This window comes from Mycobacterium asiaticum (assembly GCF_001668675.1).
Taxonomy (GTDB): domain Bacteria; phylum Actinomycetota; class Actinomycetes; order Mycobacteriales; family Mycobacteriaceae; genus Mycobacterium; species Mycobacterium asiaticum_D.
This window is the reverse complement of record NZ_LZKQ01000042.1, coordinates 1-21,461: the sequence shown is the minus strand read 5'-3', so window position 1 is coordinate 21,461 and position 21,461 is coordinate 1. Positions and strand designations below refer to the sequence as shown.

Annotated in this window: 17 protein-coding genes and 2 pseudogenes; 12 read left to right on the top strand and 7 right to left on the bottom strand. The window is 67.9% G+C overall.

What is annotated here, in order from left to right:
- Window positions 1–104 precede the first annotated feature (104 nt).
- A complete protein-coding gene (locus A9X01_RS03835) occupies window positions 105–2,846 on the top strand; it encodes a DEAD/DEAH box helicase (RefSeq protein WP_065119366.1) in 2,742 nt (913 codons plus the stop codon).
- A 79-nt stretch (window positions 2,847–2,925) separates the two neighbouring features.
- Window positions 2,926–3,660, top strand: coding sequence for a DUF4333 domain-containing protein (locus A9X01_RS03830; RefSeq protein WP_065119365.1), 735 nt, complete (start codon window positions 2,926–2,928; stop codon window positions 3,658–3,660).
- Here the strand turns inward: A9X01_RS03830 and A9X01_RS03825 are convergent, their stop codons facing one another.
- A complete protein-coding gene (locus A9X01_RS03825; RefSeq protein ID WP_065119364.1) occupies window positions 3,661–4,617 on the bottom strand; it encodes a 5'-3' exonuclease in 957 nt (318 codons plus the stop codon).
- A gap of 40 nt (window positions 4,618–4,657) precedes the next feature.
- Here A9X01_RS03825 and A9X01_RS03820 point away from each other — a divergent pair, with 40 nt between their 5' ends.
- Complete coding sequence (locus tag A9X01_RS03820) at window positions 4,658–5,779, top strand: M24 family metallopeptidase (protein ID WP_065119363.1); 1,122 nt, start codon at window positions 4,658–4,660, stop codon at window positions 5,777–5,779.
- Here A9X01_RS03820 and A9X01_RS29660 read toward each other — a convergent pair.
- Entirely contained in the window at window positions 5,776–6,453 is a 678-nt protein-coding gene (locus A9X01_RS29660; protein WP_172832444.1) for a DUF5631 domain-containing protein, read from the bottom strand. The two genes, A9X01_RS03820 and A9X01_RS29660, sit on opposite strands and share 4 nt — an antisense overlap.
- A gap of 1,752 nt (window positions 6,454–8,205) precedes the next feature.
- Here A9X01_RS29660 and A9X01_RS03805 point away from each other — a divergent pair.
- Complete coding sequence (locus A9X01_RS03805) at window positions 8,206–8,445, top strand: hypothetical protein (protein WP_065119360.1); 240 nt, start codon at window positions 8,206–8,208, stop codon at window positions 8,443–8,445.
- A gap of 172 nt (window positions 8,446–8,617) precedes the next feature.
- Here the strand turns inward: A9X01_RS03805 and A9X01_RS03800 are convergent, their stop codons facing one another.
- The 3 genes from A9X01_RS03800 to A9X01_RS03790 form a co-directional block, all read right to left on the bottom strand.
- A complete protein-coding gene (locus tag A9X01_RS03800) occupies window positions 8,618–9,586 on the bottom strand; it encodes a hypothetical protein (protein ID WP_065119378.1) in 969 nt (322 codons plus the stop codon).
- 88 nt (window positions 9,587–9,674) lie between these two features.
- Window positions 9,675–12,080, bottom strand: a complete 2,406-nt coding sequence (locus A9X01_RS03795; RefSeq protein WP_065119359.1) for a putative alpha/beta hydrolase — start codon at window positions 12,078–12,080, stop codon at window positions 9,675–9,677.
- Complete coding sequence (locus A9X01_RS03790) at window positions 12,062–12,376, bottom strand: DUF2563 family protein (RefSeq protein WP_065119358.1); 315 nt, start codon at window positions 12,374–12,376, stop codon at window positions 12,062–12,064. Before A9X01_RS03790 ends, A9X01_RS03795 begins: the two co-directional genes overlap by 19 nt.
- Before the next feature lie 165 nt (window positions 12,377–12,541).
- On the opposite strand from A9X01_RS03790, the gene A9X01_RS03785 reads away from it, so the two are divergent.
- Window positions 12,542–13,996 (top strand): phosphoinositide-specific phospholipase C-related protein, encoded by a 1,455-nt coding sequence (locus tag A9X01_RS03785; protein ID WP_065119357.1) that lies wholly within the window; start codon window positions 12,542–12,544, stop codon window positions 13,994–13,996.
- A gap of 10 nt (window positions 13,997–14,006) precedes the next feature.
- Here A9X01_RS03785 and A9X01_RS03780 read toward each other — a convergent pair whose 3' ends face one another.
- A complete protein-coding gene (locus tag A9X01_RS03780) occupies window positions 14,007–14,414 on the bottom strand; it encodes a F420-dependent biliverdin reductase (RefSeq protein WP_065034184.1) in 408 nt (135 codons plus the stop codon).
- 35 nt (window positions 14,415–14,449) lie between these two features.
- Here A9X01_RS03780 and dprE2 point away from each other — a divergent pair, with 35 nt between their 5' ends.
- From dprE2 to bla, 6 genes are all read left to right on the top strand, one after another.
- Window positions 14,450–15,199 carry a decaprenylphospho-beta-D-erythro-pentofuranosid-2-ulose 2-reductase gene (gene dprE2 / locus A9X01_RS03775; RefSeq protein ID WP_065119356.1) on the top strand — a complete coding sequence of 250 codons (750 nt, stop codon included), beginning with the start codon at window positions 14,450–14,452 and terminating at the stop codon, window positions 15,197–15,199.
- The gene (locus A9X01_RS03770; RefSeq protein WP_065119355.1) at window positions 15,196–16,371 is read left to right on the top strand and encodes a bifunctional cobalt-precorrin-7 (C(5))-methyltransferase/cobalt-precorrin-6B (C(15))-methyltransferase; all 1,176 of its coding nucleotides are present in this window, start codon (window positions 15,196–15,198) and stop codon (window positions 16,369–16,371) included. Before dprE2 ends, A9X01_RS03770 begins: the two co-directional genes overlap by 4 nt.
- A complete protein-coding gene (gene cobM, locus A9X01_RS03765; protein WP_065119354.1) occupies window positions 16,368–17,117 on the top strand; it encodes a precorrin-4 C(11)-methyltransferase in 750 nt (249 codons plus the stop codon). Before A9X01_RS03770 ends, cobM begins: the two co-directional genes overlap by 4 nt.
- On the top strand, window positions 17,114–17,863 hold the full coding sequence (locus tag A9X01_RS03760; RefSeq protein ID WP_155771913.1) for a cobalt-precorrin-6A reductase: 750 nt from the start codon (window positions 17,114–17,116) through the stop codon (window positions 17,861–17,863). The genes cobM and A9X01_RS03760 overlap by 4 nt, the downstream gene beginning before the upstream one ends.
- A 96-nt stretch (window positions 17,864–17,959) precedes the next feature.
- Window positions 17,960–19,435 (top strand): PPE family protein, encoded by a 1,476-nt coding sequence (locus tag A9X01_RS03755; protein ID WP_065119352.1) that lies wholly within the window; start codon window positions 17,960–17,962, stop codon window positions 19,433–19,435.
- Between the two features lie 25 nt (window positions 19,436–19,460).
- The gene (gene bla, locus A9X01_RS03750; protein WP_065119351.1) at window positions 19,461–20,375 is read left to right on the top strand and encodes a class A beta-lactamase; all 915 of its coding nucleotides are present in this window, start codon (window positions 19,461–19,463) and stop codon (window positions 20,373–20,375) included.
- Here the strand turns inward: bla and cobJ are convergent.
- Window positions 20,363–21,193, bottom strand: a pseudogene (cobJ, locus tag A9X01_RS03745) (precorrin-3B C(17)-methyltransferase); the annotation flags it as partial. The gene bla and the pseudogene cobJ sit on opposite strands and share 13 nt — an antisense overlap.
- Between cobJ and A9X01_RS03740 the strand changes: the two are divergent.
- Window positions 21,188–21,461: pseudogene (locus A9X01_RS03740) on the top strand (SAM-dependent methyltransferase); the annotation flags it as partial. The pseudogenes cobJ and A9X01_RS03740 sit on opposite strands and share 6 nt — an antisense overlap.

Genomic DNA, 21,461 nt, shown 5'->3' with positions numbered 1-21,461 from the left:
CGTCGCATGACGATGTCAGCTGAACCCGTCGCGAGCGTGCACAGATGTCCGGCGACACGCCGAGCGGGCCGGCAATCCGCGCACCTTCGCGGAGAGAGACCGGCGTGACCGAACTCCCCGAACTCGCCCGGTTCAGCGCCGAGCTAGCCTTCGCCCTCGACGACTTTCAGCGACGCGGCTGCGCGGCCCTGGAACGCGGCCACGGCGTGCTGGTCTGCGCCCCGACCGGCGCCGGCAAGACCGTCGTCGGGGAATTCGCGGTGCACCTGGCCTTGGCCGCGGGCGGCAAATGCTTCTACACAACACCGCTCAAAGCGCTGAGCAACCAGAAGCACACGGACCTCGTCGCGCGCTACGGCAAGGACCGCATCGGATTGCTGACGGGTGACCTGTCGGTCAACTCCGACGCGCCGGTGGTGGTGATGACCACCGAAGTGCTGCGCAACATGCTGTACGCCAATTCGGCAGCGCTGCAAGGGCTTTCCTACGTCGTCATGGACGAGGTGCACTTCCTCGCCGACCGGATGCGCGGCCCGGTGTGGGAGGAGGTGATCCTGCACCTGCCCGACGAGGTGCGCCTGGTCAGCCTGTCGGCCACCGTGAGCAACGCCGAGGAGTTCGGCGGCTGGATCCAGACCGTGCGCGGCGACACCACGGTGGTCGTCGACGAACACCGCCCGGTGCCGCTGTGGCAGCACGTGCTGGTGGGCAAGCGGCTTTTCGATCTTTTCGACTACCGCCCCGAGGCGCCCGCCAAGGACAAACCGCACGTCAACCCCGACTTGCTGCGCCATATCGCCCATCGCCGCGAGGCCGACCGGATGTCCGACTGGCAGCCGCGGCGTGGTCCGCGCGGCGGTCCGGCCCGCGGCGGTCGGCCTAGGTTCTATCGGCCGCCGTCGCGGCCGGATGTGATCGCATCGCTGGACGCGGCGGGGCTGTTGCCGGCGATCACCTTCGTGTTTTCCCGAGCAGGGTGCGACGCGGCAGTGCAGCAGTGCCTGCGCTCGCCGCTGCAGCTGACCACGCAGGAGGAGCGGGCGCGGATCGCCGAGATCATCGAACACCGTTGCGGTGATCTGGCCGACGCCGACCTGGCCGTGCTGGGCTATTACGAGTGGCGCGAGGGGCTGCTGCGCGGCCTGGCCGCCCACCACGCTGGGATGTTGCCGGCATTCCGGCACGCCGTCGAGGAACTGTTCACCGCCGGCCTGGTGAGGGCGGTGTTCGCCACCGAGACGCTGGCGCTGGGCATCAACATGCCGGCCCGGACCGTCGTCTTAGAGAAGCTGGTCAAGTTCAACGGCGAGCAACATGTGCCGCTGACACCGGGGGAGTACACCCAGCTGACCGGGCGTGCCGGCCGCCGAGGCATCGACGTCGAGGGGCACGCGGTGGTGCTCTGGCACCCCGAGGTAGAGCCGTCCGAGGTGGCGGGCCTGGCCTCCACCCGCACCTTCCCGCTGCGCAGCTCGTTCGCACCGTCCTACAACATGACGATCAACCTGGTTCAGCAGATGGGACCGGAGCAGGCGCACCGGCTGCTGGAGCAGTCGTTCGCCCAGTTTCAAGCGGACCGGTCGGTGGTGGGCCTGGTCCGCGGCATCGAACGCGGCAAGGGCATGCTGGACGAGATAGCCGCGCAGTTGGGGGGCCACGAGGCGCCGGTCCTGGAATATGCCCGCATGCGGGCGCGGATCAGCGAACTGGAACGCTCCCAGGCCCGCGCGTCGCGGCTGCACCGGCGGCAGGCCGCCAGCGACGCCCTCGCGGCGCTGCGCCGCGGCGACATCATCACCATCACCCACGGCAGGCGCGGCGGCCTGGCGGTGGTTCTGGAATCGGCCCGCGACAGCACGGACCCGCGGCCGTTGGTGCTGACCGAGCATCGGTGGGCGGGCCGGATCTCATCGGCCGACTACACCGGCGCCACCCCGCCCGTCGGGTCGATGACCCTTCCCAAGCGCGTCGAACACCGCCAGCCGCGGGTCCGTCGGGATCTGGCCTCCGCGCTGCGCTCGGCCGCCGAGGGTCTGCCGATCCCAACAGGCCGGCGGAACAAGGACGACGCGCATTACGACCCGGAGTTGGCGTCGCTGCGCGACGACCTGCGTCGCCATCCCTCCCACAACGCACCCGGCGTGGACGAGCAGGTCCGCGAGGCCGAGCGGTACCTGCGCATCGAACGCGACAATGCCCAGCTTCAACGCAAGGTCTCCGCCGCGACCAACTCGCTGGCCCGCACGTTCGACCGGATCCTGGGTTTGCTCATCGAGCGCGAGTTCATCGAGGGCGGCTCCGACGACCCGCAGGTCACCAACGACGGCAAGCTGCTGGCCCGGATCTACAGCGAAAGCGACCTGCTGGTCGCCGAGTGCCTGCGCAGCGGCGCGTGGGCCGGGCTGAAGTCGGCCGAACTGGCGGGCGTGGTGTCTGCGGTGCTGTACGAGTCGCGCGGATCGGATGGGCCGGGCGCGCCGTTGGGCGCCGAGACGCCGACGCCGCGACTTCGGCAGGCGCTGACGCAGACGGCGCGGCTGTCCGCCGAACTACGGGCCGACGAGCAGACGCACCGCATCGCGCAGAGCCGGGAACCCGATGACGGCTTCGTCCCGGTGATCTACCGGTGGGCGCGCACCGGCGACCTCGCGGCCGCGTTGGCCGCGGCCGAGGCGGCCGGCAGCGGCGCACCCCTGTCAGCAGGTGATTTCGTCCGGTGGTGCCGCCAGATCCTCGATTTGCTCGACCAGGTCCGCAACGCGGCCCCGGATCCGGACGTGCGGGCAACGGCCAAGCGCGCTATCAATGACATTCGGCGCGGCGTCGTCGCAGTTGACGCCGGGTAGGCTAGGCCGGAGCTACGGTGGATCGGCATACGACCACGGGGGCCACGGTTGGCCAGGACAAATCGACTGAGGAGCAGTAATGAGTGGACCGCAGGGACCAGACCCGAGGTGGCAGCAGCCCAGCCCGGGTTCCTCGGACCCGACCATGGCGGGGTCGCCCTGGCAGCAACCGGGCGGCGGTCAGGACGCGACCTGGCACGCGCAGTCATATCCGGCCGCCGAGTACCCGGGCTACCAGCAGCCCGCCGATCAGGCGTACCCGCAGCAGTATGCGCAGCCGGAATACGGCTCCGACTTCGGTTCGCAGGCGACCCAGTACGGCGCAACACCGCAGTACGGTCAGCCACCCCAGTACGGACAGCCCCAGTACGGCCAACCGGCCCAGTACGGCCAGCCCCCGCAGTACGGACAGCCGGGTCAGCCCGGTCAATACCCGCCGCCGCAGACCTACGGGCAACCGGCGCCGCAGGGCCCCAAGCGCTCGAAAGCCTTCATCGGTGCGGTGGCCGGCGGGATCGCGCTGCTGTTCTTGATCGTCATTCTGGTGCTCGGATTCGTGGTGCCAGGGTTCTTCGTCACCACCAAGCTCGACGTCAACAAGGCCAATTCCGGAGTGCAGTCGATCCTGACCGACGAGACCAACGGCTACGGCGCCAAGAACGTCAAGGACGTCAAGTGCAACGGCGGTTCTGACCCAGTGGTGAAGAAGGGCGGCACCTTCGACTGCACCGTGAGCATCGACGGCGCGTCGAAGCGTGTGACGGTGACGTTCCAGGACGACAAGGGCACCTACGAGGTCGGTCGCCCGCAGTAATCAGTCGGGTAGCTGGTCCAGCGCCTTTTGCAGGCGCGCGATCGAGGATCCGACGCCGTACTGCGTGGCTAGGTCCGCGGTGCGTTTCGGGTGGGCTGCGTGCAGCGGCAGCTGGTCGGTGCGCGTCGACAGTGTGACCGGCGCGTCGGTGGCCACCCGCACCACCTTTTGCGCGGCCTCGATGTAGTCGGCGGACTTGCGTAGTTTGGTCCGTATTCCGTTGGCCAGCTTGGATTTCGGGTCGTTGGCCGCAGCCAGGATGTCGTCGAGCGAGCCGTGCTGAGCGAGCAGGGAGGCGGCGGTCTTCTCGCCGACACCCGGTACGCCCGGTAGGCCGTCCGACGGGTCGCCGCGTAGGAGGGCGAGTTCGGCGTAGGCCGGGCCGGCCCGGTGGACCGGCACTCCGTACTGCTCGGCCACCTCTTTGGGGCCGTACAGGGTAGCTTTGGCCAGGCCGCGGCCCAGATAGAGAACGCGGACCGGGACGGGGTCGTTGGTAACCACTTGCAGCAGGTCGCGGTCGCCGCTGACCACCACCACGGGGTCGTCGCGCTCCTGTGCGGCCAACGTGCCGAGGACGTCGTCGGCTTCGTAGCCGGGCGCTCCGGCGGTCGGAATCCCGAAGGCGTCGAGCAATTCCATGATCATGTCGATCTGCGGGGTCAGCTCGTCGGGCACCTCCTCCACATCGGGTTCACCCGCCGGCTCGGGTTCGGCCACCCGGTGTGCCTTGTAGGACGGGATGAGGTCGACGCGGAACTGGGGCCGCCAATCCAGGTCCAGACAGACCGCGAGTCTGCTGGGTTTTTGTTGGGTGATCACCACCGCCATCGAGTCGATGAATCCGCGGACGGCGTTGACGGGGCGGCCGTCGGGTGCCTTGATCGACGACGGCACTCCGAAGTAGGAGCGGAACCACATGCTGGCGCCGTCGAGCAGCAATAGGGGAGCGGGCATGCCGGTAATCCTGCCAGGCCGCCCGGTTAGCCTGGCTGGCATGGACTCTCATCGATTTGAGGCCGCGGTTTATGCTCGCCGGCTCCGGGCCGCCGCTGCCCTGGCCGGGCGGGCTGGGCTGGCCGGCCTGGTGATCACCCCGGGCTATGACCTGCGGTATCTGCTCGGGTCGCGGGCGGAAACGTTCGAGCGACTGACTGCCCTGGTGGTGCCTGCCGAGGGCGATCCGACCGTGGTGTTGCCGCGGCTGGAGCTTGCTTCGCTGAAGGAGTCCGCCGCCGGGGAACTGGACCTGGCTGTGCATGATTGGGTCGACGGCGACGACCCGTACCGATTGGTGGGTGCGGCGCTGGGCCGGGCGACGTCCGCGGTGGCCGTGACCGACTCCATGCCGGCGCTGCACCTGCTGCCGCTGTCCGAGGCGCTGGGTGTGATGCCGGTGTTGGCCACCGATGTGCTGCGTGAGTTGCGAATGGTGAAGGAAGCGGCCGAAGTCGACGCGTTGTCGGCGGCGGGCGCAGCGATCGATCGGGTGCATGCCCGGGTGCCCTCGTTTTTGGTGCCGGGCCGCACGGAGGCAGAGGTTGCCGCGGATATCTCCGAAGCGATTGTCGCCGAAGGGCATTCGGGTGTGGCTTTCGTCATCGTGGGATCGGGCCCGCACGGCGCCGACCCGCACCACGGCTTTTCGGACCGCAGGCTGGCGGCGGGGGACATCGTCGTCGTCGACATCGGCGGCACATTTGGGCCGGGCTACCATTCCGACTCCACCCGTACCTACAGCATCGGCGAGCCGAGTGATGAAGTGGCCGAACAGTATTCGACTCTGCAGCTGGCGCAGCGCACCGCGTTCGAGGCTGTCCGGCCGGGGGTGACAGCGGAGCAGGTCGATGCCGCGGCCCGTGATGTCTTGGTCGCGGCGGGTCTCGCAGAGTACTTCGTGCACCGCACCGGTCACGGCATCGGGTTGTGCGTGCACGAAGAGCCGTACATCGTCGCCGGCAATGACTTGCCGCTTGCCGCGGGCATGGCGTTCTCGATCGAGCCGGGCATCTACTTTCCCGGTCGGTGGGGAGCTCGCATCGAGGACATCGTGGTGGTGACCTCGGACGGGGCCATCTCCGTCAACAACCGCCCGCACGAGCTGATCGTGGTGGGTTAGTTCTTCGGCTTTTGGGTGTTCGGCTGGCCGGCCAGAAACCAGGCAAGGTGGTAGTTGGCGGCATTCTTGTCGCCCGCCACCAAGGCGTCGATCGCCGCGAGCAGTTGCCAGTTGCCGACGTCGTGGGCGTTGATTTCCTTTGGGTAATTGTCCAGCACTCGGCTGCTGATGGTGGCCAGATGTTGTTGCAGCAAAGCGGTTTCGGAGTCCAGCACGCCTGAGCCTGCCGAAGCCGCCTTGGCCAGGGTGTGGGCCAGCCGGGGTAGGCCGTCGCGCCACTGGGTTGCCTGGCTGAGTTCCCAGCCGAGGTCGGGGATCTTCGGCGCAGATCGCGGCCGCGGCGACGTGGGGGGCGGCTCGGTTTCGTCGGGGATCTGGTGGATAGGGGTGTAGCTCGCGGTGACGGTGACGTCACCGAGCAAGGATTCGACGTTGCCGCGCCGTCGTGCCGGCGGCAGCAGGGTCACCGCGGCGGGGAGCGCGATGCCTGGCGGGATCCAGCCGCCGGCCAGGTCGGTCACCAGCACCGTGGTGTCATCGCTGCGGTCGCCGGCGGCCCACGCCAGGCGTGGTTGCTGGCGGGCGACCGCGTCGACCAGGCGCTGCAGCCGGGCACGCGCTGCGGCGTCGGCTGACGCCGCGCCGACGGCCGCGCCGGTCGCGGTGGCAGTCACGGCTTGCGCGCCGGTGGCGTTCGGCGGCAAGGGTGGCGCTGACGACGAGGTTTGGCGGACGACTGCCGGTTGGCCCGGACCGGCATGGGCCCCGGACGGGCTCACTGGCGCCGAACTTGGCGTCGCTGACACTGGCGGAGGGTTGGGCGCTGAAGGGGGAGTGATCGTGGTGGAGACAGGAGGCCTCAGGTCCGACCCGTAGGTCGGCAACGTACCGGCCGCCGGGGGCGGCGCGGGCGCGATCGGTGCCGGGGGAGCGGCTGCCACTATCGCCGGCGGTTGCGAGGTCTCCGGGGCGGGCGTGTGGTGGATTGGCGCGGGTGAGTCGACCGCGGGCACGTGTACCGGCGCTGCGGTGGTCGCAGGCATTGCTGTTGCAGCGTGCGACATTTGGGGCTCGGTCGGCGACATCGGCATTGACGGCACGGCATGGCCGGCGGCCGAGAACGGTGCACCGGATTCCATGTTCTTGTTGAAACTTTGAGCGAGTTCGGCGGGGGTGATTGTTGAGGTCGGTGGGAGAGCGGGAGTGGACGCAACAGCCGACACTGCGGGCATAGGTGCACCCGCGGTAGGCGGAAGCGGGGCTGTGGCGGGGGAAGTGGGGCTTGGTGCCGATATGGGCGGCGCGACAGGTGGTGGTGGGGAAGGGGCCGGCGAGGCGGGCAGTTCAACGGACATTGGTGATGCCTTGAGGTTGCCACTGACAATGCGCGCTCGCACTCCCGGTGTGGCGGGTGGCAAGCAGTTTGAGCCTGCCGTCAACTCTGTCTCGAGGTTTCTGCTGTTGATGTATCCATGAGTTGGAACAGAGTTCGGTGGTGGCGGCATTACCGATTCCTCCGTGCCTTCTATACCGTGTGTACGAAGATTCCCATCCGCGATACCTGCGTGCGAACCTGGCGGTGTGCCTAGCAACTCTCGAACCTCGCGTCTTAGGTTTTCTTCGTCCCCCGCGGGTCGAAATAGCGCCGCCATGTTGAGACCACACGCGTTTGTAAAACGCCGCGCGGATAATTCACGTCCCTCCACGTCTAATATCCGCTGAATCGCGTCAAGCACGTTCCCGGCGTATTTCGCAGCCGCAAAATTTGCTAGTGCGCGGTAGTGATGTATCGCGGTAATTATGCGAGTAACTTTGACATGTTCCAATTCTTTTGAATTGCGTATCTGCTCAATGTCGGCGTTGCCTTCTGAGGCTATGCTCGCAAGATCGTGTTGGAGGCTAACCATACTGCTATGAGCGCTCTGGTAGGAGTCCTCTTTGATCGCACTTATGTGGACGACTCGCCGTGCATGCATCTCACCCTGATTAAACGTGCTGCGAAGGTCCTGGATGGTGTGCCCACTTTGATCGCTCAACCGCGCCGTTGAGGCGTTATGCAGCACTTCGGCCAGATTCGTAAACCCGATCTTGACATTCCGCCGGTTCGATCGGCCGCTTTCGAGTGTCGCTAAATCTCCGTCATCGGGCCATTGGTCACCTACTAGGAGTTGCGACCACTCCCCAGGCGGGAAAGCACTCATTTGCAAATATTCTCAACAGATAGCGATTGTTCATCTGAATGACGCAGCAGCGGTTCTAACTCCGAGTCTTCAACTTCCGCAAGGTAATCAATAGCTAGCTCAGCGAAAGTTGTAGCTAGTTCGCGGACAGCTTCAGCGAGGGTTGGAGGTGTCGCAGGTTGCTCATTCAATTTTGACAAGAGGTAATTGGCTCCTACGTCGAGAGCCTGACGTCCACTTGTTGCAATGGCGAGCCGCGCGGTCGGATCGTTGCTGCTCCTCCCAGAGGTCAAGCTGACCGCACGGTTGACCTTCGCGTACGCAGCGCACACCTTCGCCTTTGCGTCGGCCACCTGCTGGCTCGTGTACGTCGGGGCCGGCGGCGGCTCGTACTTCGGCAGCGGTCGCAGCCAGGCGCCCACGGCGACTCCGATCGCCACCAACGCGATCCCTAGCGAAACAAGCCCGATCCACCGCGACGGTTGACCACTCGTGGGCGGTGGCGCAGGCGGCCACGCGGAAGGTTGCTGCGGGGGCACGTTGGACACGCGTGGATCGTATCGTTCCACCGCAAAAGCGCCAGTCAGTCTTTGCTGCAGGGGATCAATTAACGATTGATCAGCGCCTCACCAGAGGACTTACCATTGCTGCCGGCCCGTCAGCGACCCGACGAACCGCCGGCATCTGGCTTGTCGTCGGATAACAGGATCCGCCGCGTCGCGACCGGCTTGCCGTCGACATGCTTGGTCACTGCGGGCAGAGGCGGCGGCGTGGTGATACGTCCCTGCACCGGTGCGCCGTTTTTCACGGTCGGTCCGACGATGCGTTTGGTGTCGGGCTTCGCATCGTTGCCGGTACCGCCGCCGCCGTGCATGGCCCCCGGCGGCATCATCGGCATCGCGCCGCCCATCGCACCGCGTGGAGCGGACGAAGGCTCGGGTCCACTCGCCGCGGGCAACGACGTCGTCTGCGACGATGCCGGCACGGTCCCGGCCGAGGGAGTCGGCGGCGGCCCCAGCATCGCCGTCGGGGTGGTTCCTTCGAAGCCACCGCCGCCATCACTGCCGCCACCGCCACCAGCGCCGCCGGAGAAGCCACCGCCACCAGCCCCAAACTCATCGTCTGCTCCGAGCGGCTCCGCCTGCTCCGCCGCCCCGGCGCCAGCGCCCGCACCCTGCTGCACCATGCCCATTCCGGCCTGCATGGCCTGCTGTCCGGCCTGCACAAGTTGTTGCGGAATCTGACTGAACGGCTGCAGCATTCCACCTAACGCACCGGCGATCCCGCCCGCGATCCCGGAGGCCATCTGCGGCATCTGCTGCAGCATCTGCGACATCTGTCCCGACCCTCCCACACCGGCAAGTTGCGCGGCTGCGTCGTCCTCATTGGCGGGGAACTTGGCGAGCGCATCGGCGACCTTTGCGTCCCGCTCATCGTGTCCGGCCTGCGCTTCGCCGTTGTCTTCAGCATCCCCCGCATTGGCCGCCGCGCCCAGCGCCCGGAGCAGCTGGCTGATGTTGGAGTGCCCGGACGCCAACGGGTCGGGGGTGATGACGGGTGGCGGCGGTATCCCGAGCAGCTGTGAGAGCTGATCGAGGATGATGCGTAACTCGTCGTCCCCGCTCATCGCGTCCTTCCACCCGACCCGCACACGCCGACGGGATTCGGTGATGCTAGCGCCTATCGGCGAATCGAGTTAGTCACTGCCCGCGGCATCATCGCTTCAGCGGGTTGGGGTCATTGGTAACCGCGTTGTAGCGCAGGATCATGTCTTTGTCGGGCATTACGTACCGGGCAGGGTCGGCGCCGTAGATCTCAGTGAACAATCCGGCCAGCGCCCGGCTCAAGGTCGCGTCGTAGGCACCGGACGTCACCGGAATACCTCGGCCCAGCAACTCATCTGGGCTGCCGATGCGCCCATCGATCAGGTACGGCAGCGGAATACCCTCGACGCGGTGTCCGGAAGCTATGACCGCGTTGAGTATTTCGCGGTCCGCTCGGCCAATCGACATGATGTCCAAAGGATGATCGGCGGGGATCGGCGTATCGGTCGGCGCAGGCCCCAACACCCCGGGCTCGATCGCCTGGCCGAGGATGCCGACCAGGGGCCCCGCTATGGCTCCTCCCTCTGGTATCAGCCCCGTCGCTGCGGACGTGGTCTTCACACCCAACTCGTAAGCGGTCTTGCTCTGGTCATATTCCGCGCGCCGTGCGGCGTTTTCGGCTATCTGATGGTTCTCGGCCTCGGCTTGAACCGCGTTGTGTATCCCCGAGTTGACCAGTCCCCGCAGGGTCATCGCATTGTGCAAGTCGGCGTTGTAACCGGCGATGTCGGGTGCATGGCTGGTGACGGCTTGGATGTAGCGGCTTTCGGCGACCACCGCCTGGCGGTCAGCGAGCCCGTTGAAGTAGTCCGAGGCCGTCCGGTCGGTACTGAGCACCGAGAATATCCCCTTGGCAATCGGCAATCGGCCGCTCTCGTTGTTCTCACCGTAGGTGTCGGGGATGCAGCCGAATTCCGGTACAGCGCCCGGGGTCCCAGTGATGTTGCCGATATACGGCGCCAGGCCGCGCGCCATGGCGCGCACCAGTTCGGGACTCCGTTGGCCCACCGTCTCGTCACCGCGCAGATGCAGTAAGTCGGGTTCGTGTGACCCGATGAAGGACCCGTAGGCATTCGCGGTTTCGCCGGCGATCCTGGCTTCCGGGCCATGGACAGCCGGCGCGGTCCAATCGAACAGCGCGGCAACAGCTTTTCCGCCGTCCTCCCATCGGTGTTGAAGGACGTGTTGGAGGAACGCGTCGCGGTCAGGCCCGGTAAGCATGTCATGCACGACCGGGTGGTCTGGTGCGACCGCCCCCAGCATGTCGCCGACGAACTGGCCGATGACCGTGTTGAGCGGGCTATTTGACGAGTCCAACTCCGGGGGCAGATTGAAGGTGCGGTTCATCACGACCCCCGCGCGTTGAATCATCCGCCGATCCAGATCGGTGTTCGTTTGGAAAGCGGGATTGCTGCGCATGACGATGTCGGTGATGGTCCTGACCGGATCTCCGGTCAGGACCGGTCCCCCCACCGCATCGATATAGACGTCGAAGGGTTCGTCGAACGCCTGCTGCACACTGTTGGGCAGCTGCGCCGCGCCGCCCCTCATCGTCTCATCCCCTTGCCGGGCACCGGGTTTGAGCTCGGTGCGCGGAAACACGATGGCGGGGTTACTCATCAGCTGCCACGAATTGGCGATCATCTGCCGTTGGTCACCGAGTCGCCGTTCGGCTTCACCCAGCGCATCTACGGACATGCCGTGCTGCTGGGCCTGCAACTGACTGAGTACCGAAGCCTGTTCGGCTGTCAGCGGAGTCTTGCCGGCGAGCTGCTCGGCGGTGATCGACTCCAGCACCTCATTCACCCGGGATGCCGCAGCCTGGTCGCCGGCCAGCGCCGCGTGAACGTCCTGTTCGGCTCGCTCGGGCGACTCTTCCTCAGATCCATCCAGGTTCTCGACCGGCGCCGCGTCGTATCCGTCCTGGGCGCGCATCTGCTTTGTCAGGTGGTGCAGCTGACCGGAATACAGTTCGCGGATGTGCACGACTTCGTGGACCGCAGCCGCCGTTACTTCGACGGCCCGGTCTTCGAGATTGGCGACGCTCTGAGCGAGAATCGCCGCACACACAGGGGAAAGAGGGAGCGACGCGATCTCGAACTCGAACGCCTCGCCTATCTCGTAGTCAATGGCCTCCAGCCGAGGTTCCAAAGCCCGGACTACGACTCCGGCCGCCCGCTGCGCTTCGGCGAGCAGCGCCGCCACCTGCTCCAATTTGGCTGCGGTGTCAGCGAGTTGCGCCGCCTGGATACCCAAGGACTGGGTGGCGCGGCGAACCTCGGCGGCGTCGTTGATCGGATGATCGCCGTTCCCGCGGTTCCAGGACGCCTTGAAGCGGCGACGCGCCTCTTCGAAGGCGGCATCGGCCTCAGCGGTTCGTTGCCCGGCATCGTGAAACGCCTGACCCAGCGACGCGATCTCATCCGGACGGCCCCGCTGCAGGCTCGCGTTGACGGCCCATGGGTCACCGCCGGCTTCGGCGAACAGGCGCCCGACGCTTATGTGCCGGAGTCGCACCGGACCGCTCGAAGCTGGCCGGCGTTGTCGTCCTCGGTGACCCGAAACGCCGTGGCGGCCTGCTCGGCGTGATCACCGACGCCGGACAGGATTACCCTGTTGCCCAACAGGGTTCGCAGATGATACGCGTGCGCGGCCCCGACCGTCAGACGGAACGCCTCACCCGCGCCGAAGTCGCCGAACATCCGCGCAGGCAACGGCTCCCGCGAAAGATGCTGCGCCGCTTGCTCGGTGTGCGCGCCAGCACGGCGGGCCTCGCGGCCACCCGCTCGTAACAATTCGGTGTCAACAAACACTCCGGCCTCCCTTCGCTGCGAAAGCTAATGTTCGGCCGGTTCGCCCGCAATTCACCCCCCGGCGAGGCCAACGCCTGCCCGCCGTGGTTCACGAAGTGATCTCAACACTCCTACAGTTCGACAACGTTTCTCGTCTCCGTCCGTCGAGCCGTGCCAGGGTAGCGCATGCCCAGCGCTCGGTGGATCAAGTGCGCCGTCGTCGTGTTTGCTTTCATGCTCGCCCTGACGTCGGGCGCGCCCGTCACCGCGGATGTCAACGAGGTACCTACCCCGCCCTCACCTACGGCTCCGTGTAATGCCATCAGTCCGTTCGCATTTCCGTGTTCGGGCACCGGAAAGTTTGCCGACGCGGTCGCCGCGGAGTGCCGCCGTGTCGGAGTATCCGACAACCTGTGCCTGGTGCCGTTGGCGCACAAGGTGACTCAGGCGGCAACCGCCGCGTATCTGCAGTCATGGGTGCACCGGACCGCCCAGTTCCAGTACGCGCTCGGCGACTCGGTGCCGTTCAGCGAGGCTCAGTGGCTTGGTACCCACAATTCGTTCAACAGTCTGGCGAACCAATTCACCCCGTCGCACGCCGACTCCAATCAGCAGCTCTCAATGCCTCAGCAGCTCGACATCGACGTGCGCAGCATCGAATTGGACCTGCACTACATCCCACAGCTGGGCCAACTCGGGCGCCCGGGCGTCACGGTGTGCCACGGACGTCCCCCCGAGCAGGCCAATCTGGGCTGCACCACCGAACCCCTGTTCTCCAAAGTCCTTCCCACCATTACGGATTGGTTGAACACCCATCCCAACGAGGTCGTGCTGATCATGATCGAAGACCAGCTCAAGGACGCGACGGCGTACGCCTCGGCGCTGAACACCATGGAGACCGCTTTGCGGCGGCCCAACGGGACCAGCCTGATCTACCATCCCGCACCTGCCGATATCGGACCCAGCGGCTGTGCGGCATTCCCGCGCAACATCTCTCGCAACGATGTTCGGACCGCCGGCGCACAGGTGGTGCTCGTCAGTGACTGTTCGCCGGGTCTGGGGACCGCCGTTTTCAGCTGGGAGGGCGAGGAGGTGCAGAGCGGGTCGACATTCGACTACCAGCAGTTCCCCAAGTGCGACGCCACCTACGGCCCGGCTGTCTATGCCAACAACATCGTCCGCTACTTCGAGGACTCGACTTTCATCTCGGCATTGGTCAACCCCACCCGGCCGCCCAACAATCCGGCCGCGTTGACGCCGACCAAGGTGCAGGCCATGACCTTCTGCGGTGTGAACCTGTTCGGACTCGACCAGCTGCTCCCCGAAGACGGCCGCATCCAGGGGACGCTGTGGAGCTGGGCCCCGGACGAACCGCGCGCCGGCGCGGGCTCGTGCACCCTGCAGGGCACCGACGGACGGTGGGTGGCGGCGCCTTGCACCGACGCGCATCCCGCGGCCTGCGTCAGCGGAACGGGCACATGGTCGGTCACGGCGCCGGTGCAGTTCGCCAATGCCGCTGCCGCCTGCACAGGCATGGGCTTGACCTTCGGGCTGCCCCGGACGGGCATTCAGAATTCGCGGCTGTGGGCGGCGTCCGGGCCGGGCGGTGGCGCCTGGGTGCAGTACATGATCTCGCCGTAGCGGCGAGTGACTAGCCGCGATCCAGCAGATCCGACGAGCCCAGCACCCGTTCCACCTGGACCTCGATGACGACCCGGCGCGGGTTGGCCCGCGGGGTGCGATAACGCTGGGCGTATCGCAGCTCGGCGTCGCGGATGGCGTCGATCTCCTTGTTGACCGTGGCGCGGCCCTCCAGCGACAGCCAGCGCGCGCCGTCGACCTGACTGAGCACTGCGACGCCGCCGCGCTCGGCGTTGACCGCCTTCTGGGAACCGCCGGTGGTGATCACCCGTGCGATGTGGGTCCTGGGGTCGAAGGTGAATCCCACCGCCACCACGTGCGGCGAATTGTCGGCCCGCAGCGTCGTCAACATCGCCAGATGGCGTTCGGAGAGAAACGCCAGCGCGTCGTCGGTGAGCCGCGTAGTGGTCTTGGCCATCGCCCTTCACGCTAGCGCAGGCCATAATCACAGCCGTGGATGACACGGGCAGCGGTCCGGTAGTAATTTTCGGCGGCCGCAGCGAGATCGGCGTCGAGCTCGCGCGGCACCTGGCTCCCGGAGCCACGGTGTTGCTGGCGGCGCGCCGCGCAAACGAACTCGACGACCAAGTGGCCGCGGTTCGAGAGGCGGGCGCGGCAGCCGTGTACACCAAGGAGTTCGACGCCGACGACGTCGCCTCCCACGCTCGCCTCGTCGAGGAGATCATCGCCGAGCACGGCCCCATCGGTACCGCGGTGCTGGCCTTCGGCATCCTTGGCGACCAGGCCCGCGCCGAGGTGGACGCCGCGCACGCCGTCGCCATCGTGCACACCGATTACGTCGCGCAGGTCAGCTTGCTGACCATCCTGGCGTCTGCCATGCGCACCGCCGACCGGGGATCGCTCATCGTGTTCTCGTCGGTGGCCGGCGTGCGGGTCCGACGCGCAAACTACGTCTACGGCTCAGCAAAGGCCGGCCTGGACGGGTTCGCCAGCGGACTGGCCGACGCGCTGCATGGCACCGGGGTGCGGTTGCTGATCGCTCGCCCCGGATTCGTCATCGGGCGCATGACGGAGGGCATGACACCGGCGCCGTTGTCCAGCACACCCCAGCAGGTCGCCGCCGCCACGGCGAAAGCACTGGCCAAAGGCCGACGCAGCGTTTGGATTCCGTGGGCGCTGCGGCCGATGTTCTTCACCCTGAAGCTGTTACCGCAATTCATCTGGCGCAGGATGCCGAGATGATCATCGTGGTCGGCATCGGCGCCGACGGCATGTCCGGCCTGTCGGATCAATCCCGATCCGAACTACGCTCTGCCGCAGTGATTTACGGGTCAAAACGGCAACTCGATCTGCTTGACGACACGGTCAGCGCACCGCGTCGGGGGTGGCCCTCGCCGATACTGCCGGCCTTGGAGAAGCTTTTGGACGACGCGCCGGCCGACGTTCACGTCGTCGCCAGCGGAGACCCGCTGCTGCACGGCGTCGGCGGAACGCTGATCCGGCTGTTCGGCGCCGCCAATGTGCGGGTACTGCCGCACGTCTCCTCGGTCACCCTGGCCTGCGCCCGGATGGGCTGGAACGTCCACGATACCGAGGTGATCAGCCTCGTCACGGCCGCACCGCACACGGCAATGCGGCGCGGGGGGCGCGCAATCATCCTGTCCCGCAACCGGACAACGCCAGCGGCTCTGGCCGGGCTGCTCCGGCAGCACGGCCGTGGCGACTCGGAGCTGACCCTGCTCGAACAGCTCGGTGGCCCCGCTGAGCGCCGTCGAGACGGCACCGCGCGAGACTGGGCCGATCACGCCCCCGCGGACGTCGACGACCTCAATGTGGTTGCGGTGCAGTACCTGCCCGACGAACGCGCCGCGCAACTTCCCGACGACGCCTTCGTTCACGACGGTCAGATCACCAAACACCCCATCCGGGCGGTCACGATGGCCGCCTTGGCTCCCGCCCCGGGACAACGGCTTTGGGATGTCGGGGCGGGCTCGGGCAGCATCTCCGTCGAATGGTGCCGCAGCGGGCCGGGCTGCACCGCCATAGCGTTCGAACGCGACGAACGCCGCCGCGCCAACATCGTCGCCAACGCGACCGCGCACGGCGTGACGATCGAGACACGCGGGGCGGCACCGGGCGGATTCGACGGCGCCCCGGCACCGTCGGCAATCTTCATCGGCGGCGGGCTCACCCACCCCGATCTGCTGGACGCCTGCCTCAAGTACCTGCCCGCCGGCGGTCGGCTGGTCGCCAACGCGGTCACCGTAGAATCGGAAAGTGTGCTGGCGCAGAGCCATTCCCGCTATGGCGGTGACTTGCGCCGGTTCCAGCATTACCAGGCCGAACCGCTGGGCGGCTTCAGCGGCTGGCGACCGCAGCATCCCGTCACCCAATGGTCGGTAGTGAAGCGATGACGGTGTACTTCATCGGCGCCGGCCCCGGCGCGGCGGATCTGATCACCGTGCGCGGGCTGCGTCTGCTCGAAACATGCCAGGTGTGCCTGTACGCCGGCTCCATCATGCCGCGAGACCTCTTGGCGCACTGCCGATCCGACGCCAATGTCATCGACACCGGACCGCTCACGCTAAACCAGATCATCGATGAGCTCGCCACCGCCGACGCCGCCGGCCACGACGTGGCGCGGCTGCACTCCGGTGACCCGTCGCTGTACAGTGCGCTGGCCGAGCAGTGCCGGCGACTCGACGCGCTGGGTATCAGCTACGAAATCGTGCCTGGCGTACCAGCTTTCGCCGCCGCTGCCGCGGCGCTCAAGCGTGAACTGACCGTCCCCGGTGTCGCCCAGACCGTGACGCTGACCCGGGTTTCAACACTGTCCACGGCGATGCCGCCCGGTGAAGACCTGGCGAGCCTCGCCGCAACCGGTGCCACGCTGGTGCTGCATCTGGCCGCGGCGCAGATCGACACCATCGTCCCCCAGCTATTGGCCGGTGGGTACCGGCCCGAAACGCCGGTGGCCGTGGTCGCTTTCGCGAGCTGGCCGCAGCAGACCGTGCTGCGCGGCACCCTGACCGACATCGCCGCCCAGATGCGGCAGGCCGGCATCACGAAGACGGCCGTCATCGTCGTCGGAGACGTGCTGACCGCCGAAGGCTTCACCGACAGCTATCTGTATTCGGCGGCCAGGCGCAGGGACCATTGATGCGGGTTCTCCTTCTGGGCGGCACCGCCGAGGGGCGCGCCTTGGCGCAAGCGCTGCATCCGCAGGTCGATATCGTCAGCTCGCTGGCCGGCCGCGTGCCGGATCCGGCGTTGCCGGTGGGCCCGGTGCGCATCGGCGGCTTCGGCGGCGTCGACGGGCTACGCCGGTGGCTGCGCGACGAACGCATCGACGCGGTCGTCGACGCCACCCACCCGTTCGCGGCGACCATGACCGCCCACGCCGCGCAGGTTTGCCGCGAACTGCGCCTACCGCATCTCGTGCTCGCCCGGCCCGCGTGGGATCCCGGTGCGGCCACCGTTGTGGCCTCGGACCGCGCCGCCGCCGATGAGGTTGCGCGACAGGGCTACGCGCGGGTCTTCCTGACCACCGGCCGATCGGCGGTCGGGGCGTTCGCCGACAGCGACGCGTGGTTCCTGATCCGCGCTGTCACCGTGCCCGACGACGCCCGACTGCCGCGTCGCCACACGCTGCTGCTCTCCCGCGGACCCTATCGCTACGAGGACGAACGCCGACTGATGGCCGACCACCGCATCGATGCGCTGGTGACCAAGAACAGCGGCGGTGAGATGACCCGAGGGAAACTGGACGCGGCCGCCGCGTTGCGGATCCCGGTCGTCATGGTGGCGCGACCGCCGCTACCGGACGGGGTACGCACGGTCGGCACCGTCGAAGAGGCCGCACGTTGGGTCAGCGGCCACACATCCGATTCAAATGTGGGGAACTAGCGCGCACATCGATCCGACTACCTGAGACGGAAGCCGCGCACAGTCCGAGCGGCTCTGGGGGAGGTAGGTCATGGTGCTGGGGGCAGGTCGCCGACAATGACGGCTCCACTGTGGCTGGCGCTGCCGCCGGAGGTGCCGTCGGCGCTGTTGAGCAGCGGACCGGGGCCGGGATCGCTGTTGGCGGCCGCGCAGGCGTGGTCGTCGCTGAGCGCCACCTACACCGAGGCGGCCGACGAACTCACCGAGCTACTCGGCGCGGTGCAAGGCGCCTGGGACGGACCCACCGCCGAAGCGTATGTGACCGCGCACGCCCCCTACCTGGCGTGGCTGCTGAACGCCGCCGCCAAAAGCGCCGAAGCCGCCGCCACGCACCAAGCCGCCGCCAGCGCCTACACCGTCGCCCTCGCCGCCATGCCCACCCTGGCCGAACTCGCCGCCAACCATGCCGTCCACGCCGCGCTCGTGGCGACCAACTTCTTCGGCATCAACACCATCCCGATCGCCCTCAACGAAGCCGATTACGCGCGCATGTGGCTGCAGGCCGCCGAGACCATGACCACTTACCAGGCCGCCGCCGAGACCGCGGTCGCCGCCGAGCCGGCCACCACGCCCGCGCCGAAAATAGTCGCCCAGCACGGCGATACCACCTCGCCGGCCCCCGCGCCCACCACCTGGCAGGACCAGCTGGCCGCCGTCATTCAGCAGTACACCTCGAACTTCGCCTGGCCGGTCTCCAAGGACCTCAACCCCGGCGGGTGGCCGATCCCCGCGGTTCCCTTCGCCAACGGGCTCAGCGCCGCCCTGGGGCAGATTCCGGGCATCTCTCCGGTGCTGGCCACCGCGCTGGCGTGGGCCACGTTCCACACGCTGATGATCTTCTGGCCGTTCGGGCAGCAGGCGGTCAGCCTGGCTGTGGCACTGGCCCCGGTGTTCGTCGTCGCATCCGGGGTGGGTGCCGTCGGAGTGGGCGGGACGATCGGCGTCGCCATTCCGCTTTCGGTGGGCACGCCGCTGGCCGCCGCGGCCGCCCCGGTCGCCAGTGTCCCGGCGCCGCCGACGGCCGCCGTGGCGCCGACGAGCGTGGGCCATGCCGCACCGAGCACCGCCGCGCCCAGTGCCGTGACGACCACCGGGGCAGGCCCGGCCGGTGGGGGTGGTGCGGCCGGCTTCGGTCCTACCCTTAACGACCCGACCGGGGTGACGGCCGGCGTCAGCGATTCCCTGTACGCGGTGGGTCTGGCGGGGTTGTCCGCCCGAAGCAGCGCCAGCGACCGCGCGCGCCGCCAGGCTCCCGAACAGGCGCCCGACGACGCAGCGGCCCCGGCGCCGGCGACCGCCCCGGCGGACGAGCGGGTCCGCCGCCGTCGCCACCGGGGCGCGACGGTGAAGGATCAGGGCAACCGTTATGAGTACTTGGACGCCGCCGCACCGTCCCAGGCAGGTGGCGGGTCGCTGGGATTCGCCGGAGCCGCAACCGGATCCGCGTCGGCACACGCCACAGGGTTGGCCACCTTGCCCGACGAGGGCAGGTTGCCCATGTTGCCCAGCAGTTGGGACGGCGACCGGAACTAGGGCGCGTGGCACACTGTTGCGCGAAATGCGCACACCACCGCTCACCCGCCGTCAGGCGCTCTCCATAGCCGCCGGGATCGCTTTGTCCGCGTGTGCGCGCGCCCCCAAGGCCGACCAACCGGCCACGCCGAACACGACCAGCACGGCCGCGCCGGACCTGTTTCACCAGTTCGAGCAATTGGAGCGGCGATACGAGGGGCGGCTGGGTGTCTACGTCCCTGAGCCGGCGATCGCCTACCGCGCCGACGAGCGGTTCGCCTTCTGCTCCACCTTCAAGGCGCCACTGGCCGCGGCGGTCCTGCACCGGTACCCACTCGATCACCTCGACAAGCTGGTCAGCTACACCAGGTCCGACATCAACTCGGTGTCACCGGTGACCGAACAGCACGTCGACACCGGAATGACCGTCAGGCAGTTGTGTGATGCCGCCGTCCGCTACAGCGACGGCACCGCCGCCAACCTGTTGCTCGCCGAGATCGGCGGTCCCGCGGGCTTCACCGCGTACCTGCGCAGCCTGGGGGACAACGTGAGCCGGCTCGACCAGCTAGAGCCGGAACTCAACCGCGACGCGCCCGACGACCAGCGGGACACCACGACACCGCACGCGATCGCCCCTGTCTTCCAACAACTTCTGCTCGGCGACGCCCTGCCGCCCGACAAACGGGCACTGCTGGGCGACTGGATGGCCCGGAACACCACTGGCGGCAAGCGGATCCGCGCGGCATTCCCGCCCGACTGGAAGGTGGCCGACAAGACCGGTTCGGGTGACTACGGCCGCACCAACGACGTCGCGGTGGTGTGGTCGCCCAGCGGAGCGCCGCACGTGATCGCCATCTACTCCGATTTCGTCGGCGGCGGCTATGACGCCCAACCCAACGAGGCGTTCGTCGCCGACGCCGCGCGGATTGTGGCGGCCGCCCTGGGGGTTCAGCCGGGGTAGCGGCGGGGAGTGAACACCCGGTCGCCGAAATCGGTTGACTGCCATTGAGTTTGCGACGAGCCGATGATCAGCAGGCAGCGCATGTCGACGTCGGCGGGGTTCAGCTCGGCCAGTGGCACCACCCAGACGTCCTCGTCGGGCCCGGACACGTTGCGCCCGACAACCACCGGCGTGCCGGGGTCGCGGTGGCGCAGCAACACGTCGCGCATGGCGCCCACCTGCCACGTCCGGGACTTCGACGCCGGGTTGTAGATGGCGAGGACCAGATCGGCGGCGGCCGCGGCCTCGAGTCGGGCGGCGATGATGTCCCACGGCTTGAGCCGATCCGAGAGCGAGATCACCGCGTAGTCGTGGCCCAGCGGTGCGCCGACCCGGCTGGCCACCGCTTGCGCCGCCGTCATCGCGGGAATCACCCGAACCTGCACGGCCGGCCACTGTTTGGCTTCTTCCAGGACCGCGGTTGCCATCGCGAATACCCCCGGGTCGCCCGAGGACACCACGGCAACAGCGCGCCCCTGCTCGGCCAGCGAGCAGGCCAGCCGGGCCCGGGCGGGTTCGTCGGTGTTGTCGCTGGGGTGGCGGCGCTGGCCGTCGCGGACGGGCACCCGATCCAGGTATCCGCCGTAGCCGATCAGGTCCGTAGCACCGGCCAGCTCGCGTCGGCTCTGCGGCGTCATCCACTCGGTGCCGCCCGGCCCCAGACCCACCACGGCGACCGAGCCCGCGCCCCGGTGCTGGCGCCGACCGCCCGGCAGCATGGCCAGCGAGAAGTAGGGGACGCTGGACTCGTCGACGTCGGCGGCGGGCAGAACCCGCTGGTAGCCGGCGACGAGGTGCTGTCGGTGCTACCCGGCACCCTGCCGGTGGGCGAGTTGACCCGGCGGCTGGCCGACGCCGACGCCGCGGTGATCCTGAAGCTGGGGCGCTCCTATCACAATGTGCGCGAAGCACTTTCGGCATCCGGTCAACTCGACGACACGTTCTACGTGGAGCGGGCCAGCACCCCAGGCCAGCGGGTTCTGCCCGCCGCCGACGTCGACGAGTCCAGCGTCCCCTACTTCTCGCTGGCCATGCTGCCGGGCGGTC